The following is a 5,549-nucleotide window of genomic DNA, read 5'->3' as shown; positions in this document are numbered from 1 at the left end:
CAGGGTGATGCGCCCTTCCAGATCTACATCAGCATCGGGCAGAGCTTTTGAGCGCGCCTGACGCCACCCCGATTGAAAACACGCCGCCGCCGCGCAGGCGCGCGACGCTGCCCAAGATCATCGTGGCGGTGTGCGCGGTGCTATTCCTGCTGATCGGCGGCGCCTTCGTGGCCGCCCGCTACGGCGTGATCTCGTCGCAAGGGCGACTACTGCTGGAGGCCCGGCTCGAGGGCCTGAAGATCGGGCGTTTCGGCAAGCTGCGCATCGAGGGCCTGGACGGCGATGTGTGGCGCGATTTCACCGTGCGCCGGCTGACCATCGCCGACGAGAAGGGTGTCTGGCTGGAGGCCAGCAAGCTGCACGTCACGTGGCGCTACGGCGACCTGTTGCGCCGCAGTTTCCACGCCGATACCATAGACGCCGAGAGCCTGAAGCTGCTGCGCCGCCCGACGCTGACGCCCAAGGGCAAGGCCGGCGGCTTGCCGGTGTCGTTCCACATCGCGCGGCTGGGGGCGCGAGTCGAACTGGCCCCGGCGTTCAGCTATCGGCGCGGGCTCTATGACGTCACTGGCGCGCTGGACGTGGCGCGCGGCAGCGGCGGCCGGCAGTCCGGCCGGTTAGCGGCGAAAAGCCTGCTGCACGCCGGCGATCACCTGCGGATCCGCTTCGACCTCGGCAAGAACCAGCCGATGCTGGTGGAGGCGTTGGCGGAAGAAGCCAGCGGCGGCGCCCTGGCCGGCGCACTGGGATTGCCGGCGGACCAGCCCTTCAGCCTGGCGGTTCGCGCCGACGGCAAGGCGGGTTCGGGTCAGTTCACCGCGATCGCCGACTCAGGCCAGCAGCGGCCCCTATGGGCCAAGGGCGCATGGCGACCGTTTGGCGGGCAGGCCGGCGGGCGGGTCGAACTCGCGGCGTCGCGTCTCACCGCGCCTTTGGTCACCCGGTTCGGACCACAGGCGCGCTTCGCGATTGGGTCGCGTCGCGCCCCGGACGGACTGTACGCCGTCGACGTGCGGCTGGGGTCCGCGAACCTCAACGCGACGGCGAAAGGCTTCGCCGACTTCAAGGCGAAGCGCGCGGGCCCGAAGGGCCTCACGCTCACGGCCGAAGCCGGCGCACTGTCGAAGATCATCGGCGGGCCGCCCACGGGCGCGGCGCGGGTCGCGGGCGTGCTCAGCGGAGACGCCAAGGACCTGCGCTTCGCCGGCGAAGGGTCGGTGGATCGCATTGGCCTGGGCGGATACGTCCTGTCGCGGGTTTCCGGCCCGCTGAACCTTTCCCGCCGCAACGGCGACCTGGGCGTCGAGGCGAAGCTGACGGGCGCGGGCGGCGCCGGACGAGGCTTGGCGGCGGCGCTGCTGGGCGCGCGCCCGATCCTGGCGCTGGACGCCCAGCGCCTGGGCGACGGGCGGTTGTCGCTGCGAAGGCTGGACGTGGCGGGCGCAGGCCTGAAGGTCGAGGCCAGCGGCGGGCGCAGCCTGCTGGGCGGACTGAACTTCAAAGGTCGCGCCCTGGTCTCGAATCTCGCCGCCGCGCGCGCCGGCGCTTCGGGCGGGCTGAACGCCGACTGGTCGGCGGTGCAGGGCGGGGCGGGGAAGCCGTGGACCGTCAGCCTCGACGCCAAGGGCCAGCGGTTCGCCACCGGGTATCCTGAGGTCGATCGGCTGCTGGGCCCCGCGCCGCGCCTCGAGGCGCGCGCCAACATCGCGGGCAATCAGGTTTCGGTGGCCCGGGCCAAGCTGGCCGGCGCTGCGCTCAAGGCCGCGACGGCCGGCGTACTGGCCGCCGACGGAGCGCTGAAGTTCAAGCTCGACTGGACCGCCGACGGACCTTTCCGCGCCGGCCCGGTGGAGATCACCGGACGCGCCGAGGGGACCGGCGCCATCGGCGGGTCGCTGGGCCAGCCGCGTGCGGACCTGATCGCCGACTTCGACGCGATCGACATACCGCGGCTGCCGCTGAAGGCAGCACGGGTGACGCTCAACTTCCAGCGACGGACCGACGGTGCAGCCGGCCTGGTGACGCTGGCGGCGGACTCCGAATATGGCCCGGCGCGGGCGCGCTCGGATTTCCGTTTCCCGCAAGGCGGCGTCGATCTCACCAACCTGGCCATCGACGCCGGCGGCGTGAAGGCCTCGGGCGCGCTGACGCTGCGCCGTCGCACGCCATCCACCGCCGATCTGACGGTGGAGGCTGGGCCTGGCGCGTTCCTCACCGCTGGATCCATCGCCGGCCGGGTGACGATCGTCGACGGTCGGGGCGGGGCGCAGGCCAAGCTGGCGCTCGCCGCCAATGGCGCAGCGCTGCGCGGTTCGAACCTGACTATCCGCAACGGCTCACTGAACGCCGAAGGGCTGATGGCAAGGCTGCCCTATCGGTTGAAGGCCGAGGGCAGGATGAACGGCGGGCCATGGAATCTCGATGGCGGCGGGACCTTCGCCGAAGCCAGACCCGGCTATGAGTTGGCGTTCTCCGGTGCTGGGAAAGCCGGGGCGCGCGCGGCGCGCACCGTCGAGCCGGCGGTGTTGCGCTTCGGCGGTCCAGAGCGTAGTGCGCGGCTGAGGTTGGCCGCCGCTGATGGGGGCAGGGTCGATCTCGACGCGCGCCTGTCCGGCGGCGCTGCGGAGATACGCGCCCAGGTCGCCAAACTCGGCCTGGAGATGCTCAACGAGGACTTGACCGGGCGCTTCGACGCCGACGTGACCCTGAGCGGGCGCGGCGCGCGCCTCGATGGCGTGATGTCGGCGAAGCTGGACGGCGCGCGCGGTCGCGGCGCCACTGCAGCGTCCGGGCTGGACGGCGTTCTGCGGGCGCGACTGGCCGGAGACAGCCTGACGCTCAACCTCGACGCGACGAACAGCGAAGGCCTGAAGGCCAATGGTGCGGTCACCTTGCCGGTGGTCGCCACCGCGGCGCCGTTCCGTATCGCCGTCGCACGCACCCGGCCGATGAGCGGTCGGTTCTTCGCGGAGGGCGAGATCCGCCCGCTGTGGGATCTGCTGATCGGCGGCGAGCGCAGCCTCTCTGGTCGCGTGCGCACCGAGGGGACGCTGGCTGGCACGCTCGCCGACCCGCGCGCCGTGGGGCAGGCGGCGGTGGACGCAGGCCGCTTCGAGGACGGCGCGACGGGGCTGTTGTTGCGCGACGTGGTGGTCCGCGCCCAGTTCGCCAACACCGCCATCGACGTGATCCAGGCTAGCGGCGCCGATGGCCACGGCGGCTCGCTGTCTGGCCAGGGGCGGATCAACCTGACCCGCGAAGGCGCCAGCAGTTTCCGCCTCGATCTCAAGGGTTTCCGGCTGATCGACAACGAGCAGGCGACGGCCTCGGCGACCGGGCCGGTGACCATCGACCGGGCGGCCAGCGGCCAGGTGCGGCTGTCCGGCGCGCTGGCCATCGACCGGGCCGACGTCGCCGCCGACCCCCCGACGCCGTCTGGCGTGGTGGCCATGGAGGTGGTGGAGCGCAATGTGCCGGACACCCTGGATCGCGGCCTGCCGGCCCAGACGAAGCGTGGCGGGAACGGCTGGGTGCTGGACGTCACCCTGCAGGCGCCGCGGCGGGTGTTCCTACGCGGGCGAGGCCTCGACCTGGAGCTGTCGCTGGACGCGCGCGTCGCGGGATCAACGGCGCGGCCCGTGCTGAGCGGGACGGCGCGGATCGTGCGCGGCGACTACGATTTCGCCGGCAAGCGCTTCACCTTTGACACCCAGAGCGTCGTCTATCTGTCCACGCGCGCTCAGGAGATCCGCCTGGACCTGACCGCCACGCGAGACGATCCGGCGCTGACCGCGGCGGTGCGGATCCGCGGCACCGCGGCGAAGCCCGAGATCACGCTGACCTCTTCGCCAGTGTTGCCCAACGACGAGGTCCTGTCCCAGGTGTTGTTCGGCCGCTCGGCGTCGCAGCTCTCGCCACTGGAGGCGGCCCAGCTCGCCTCAGCCCTATCGGCCTTGGCGGGCGGAGGCGGCTTCGACCTGATCGGCGAGCTGCGCGGGTTCGCCGGGCTCGACCGCCTGGCGTTAGGCGGCGGCGATGCTTCCGGCGTCACAGTGTCCGGGGGCAAGTATCTGACGGACAACGTCTATCTGGAGATCACCGGAGGCGGCCGCGAAGGGCCGTCGGCGCAGGTCGAATGGCGGGTGGGGCGGAGCCTCTCGATTCTGTCGAAGCTCGCAGGACAGAAGGACGCCAAACTCGCGGTGCGCTGGCGGCGCGACTACTGAAGCCGTGAGCAGACGTCCGATCCGACCGGTCTAGTGGCTGATGCGCGGGCGCAGTTTGTAGTCCTGGCCGTTGAACGACTCGAAGATCAGCGTGGTCTGCGGGTGCATGACCGGCTGGCCGCTGTCGTCCAGCAGCAGGTTCTGCTCCGAGACGTAGGCCACGTAGGTGGAGTCCTCGTTCTCGGCGAGAAGGTGGTAGAACGGCTGATCCTTGTGCGGACGTATCTGTTCCGGGATCGACAGCCACCACTCTTCGCTGTTGTTGAAGGTAGGGTCCACGTCGAAGATGACGCCCCGGAACGGACGGAACCGGTGGCGAACGACCTGGCCGATCGAAAACTTCGCCGTCAGGGTCACGCCGGCCAGTGCGGCGGGCGTATCTACGGCGAGCGTGGGGAGCCGAGGGTTCATGACAACCGAATCTAAACCACATCTTCTGACTGGAAGGTGAACGTAAAGGCCTGAATGGCGCGCGCAAGCCAATGCCTTCCTGCGCGCGAACCACCTTGCTATGCTCGCGTGACGAACGAGGCGCCCGCGTTGGCGCGCCTGATTAGCACGGTGGCGGTTCATGTCTGAGGCGCCTGGCGCGCCCGGCGCCGAAAGGCGCGGTCGAGAGGGGGCTTTGGGCGACGCGCCCTGCTACGCCGCCCTCGACCTGGGCACCAACAACTGCCGCCTGCTGATCGCCACGCCCGCCGGGTCGACGTTCCGCGTGGTGGAGGCGTTCTCGCGAATCGTCCGGCTGGGGGAAGGCCTGTCGCAAAGCGGCCGGCTGTCGGAAGCCGCCATGTCGCGCGCGCTGTCGGCATTGCAGGTCAGCGCCGAGAAGGTGCGCCGCCGCCGGGTGGTGCGCCTGCGCGCGATCGCCACCCAGGCCTGCCGTTCGGCGGAGAACGGCGCACAATTCATCGCTCGTGTGGCCGAGGAGACCGGCCTGGAGCTGCAGGTGATCACCCCCCAGGAGGAGGCGCACCTGTCGGTGGCCGGCTGCCTTAACCTGTTGGACCGCAGCGCCGACGCGGCGCTGGTGGTCGATGTGGGCGGCGGCTCGACGGAACTCTCTTGGGTGGACCTCGCCGCGGCGCGCGCGCCGGGCGTCGACCCGGCCGCCCCGCCGATCAAGGCCTGGCTGTCGGTGCCGATCGGCGTCGTCACCCTGGCCGAACGCTTCCCGGAAGGTGCGATCGCCTCAAACGCCTGGTTCCGCGAGATGGTCGAGGCGTTGAAGTCCGAGATCGCGGCGTTCAACCTTGCTGATTCGATGCGCCCGGTGTTCGACGCCGAGCGCGCGCACCTCATCGGCACATCCGGCGCAATCAC

3 protein-coding genes are annotated in these 5,549 nt (G+C 70.8%); 2 read left to right on the top strand and 1 reads right to left on the bottom strand.

What is annotated here, in order from left to right:
- Positions 1–47 precede the first annotated feature (47 nt).
- On the top strand, positions 48–4,226 hold the full coding sequence (locus Q8M88_RS11000; protein WP_305597202.1) for a translocation/assembly module TamB domain-containing protein: 4,179 nt from the start codon (positions 48–50) through the stop codon (positions 4,224–4,226).
- A gap of 30 nt (positions 4,227–4,256) precedes the next feature.
- Here the strand turns inward: Q8M88_RS11000 and hspQ are convergent, their stop codons facing one another.
- On the bottom strand, positions 4,257–4,637 hold the full coding sequence (gene hspQ, locus Q8M88_RS10995) for a heat shock protein HspQ (protein WP_305597201.1): 381 nt from the start codon (positions 4,635–4,637) through the stop codon (positions 4,257–4,259).
- Positions 4,638–4,797: 160 nt separating this feature from the next.
- Here hspQ and Q8M88_RS10990 point away from each other — a divergent pair.
- Positions 4,798–5,549, top strand: a 752-nt coding sequence (locus tag Q8M88_RS10990) for a Ppx/GppA phosphatase family protein (RefSeq protein ID WP_305597200.1), incomplete at its 3' end; no start/stop codon positions are given.

This window comes from Phenylobacterium sp., from assembly GCF_030693805.1.
Taxonomy (GTDB): Bacteria; Pseudomonadota; Alphaproteobacteria; order Caulobacterales; family Caulobacteraceae; genus Phenylobacterium.
Note: the sequence above shows the minus strand (reverse complement) of the source record. Positions and strands in the feature narration are given on the sequence as shown.

Bases quoted from the DNA above. Each gene is read 5' to 3' on its own strand.
- hspQ (WP_305597201.1), bottom strand. From the start codon at position 4,637: ATGAACCCTCGGCTCCCCACGCTCGCCGTAGATACGCCCGCCGCACTG.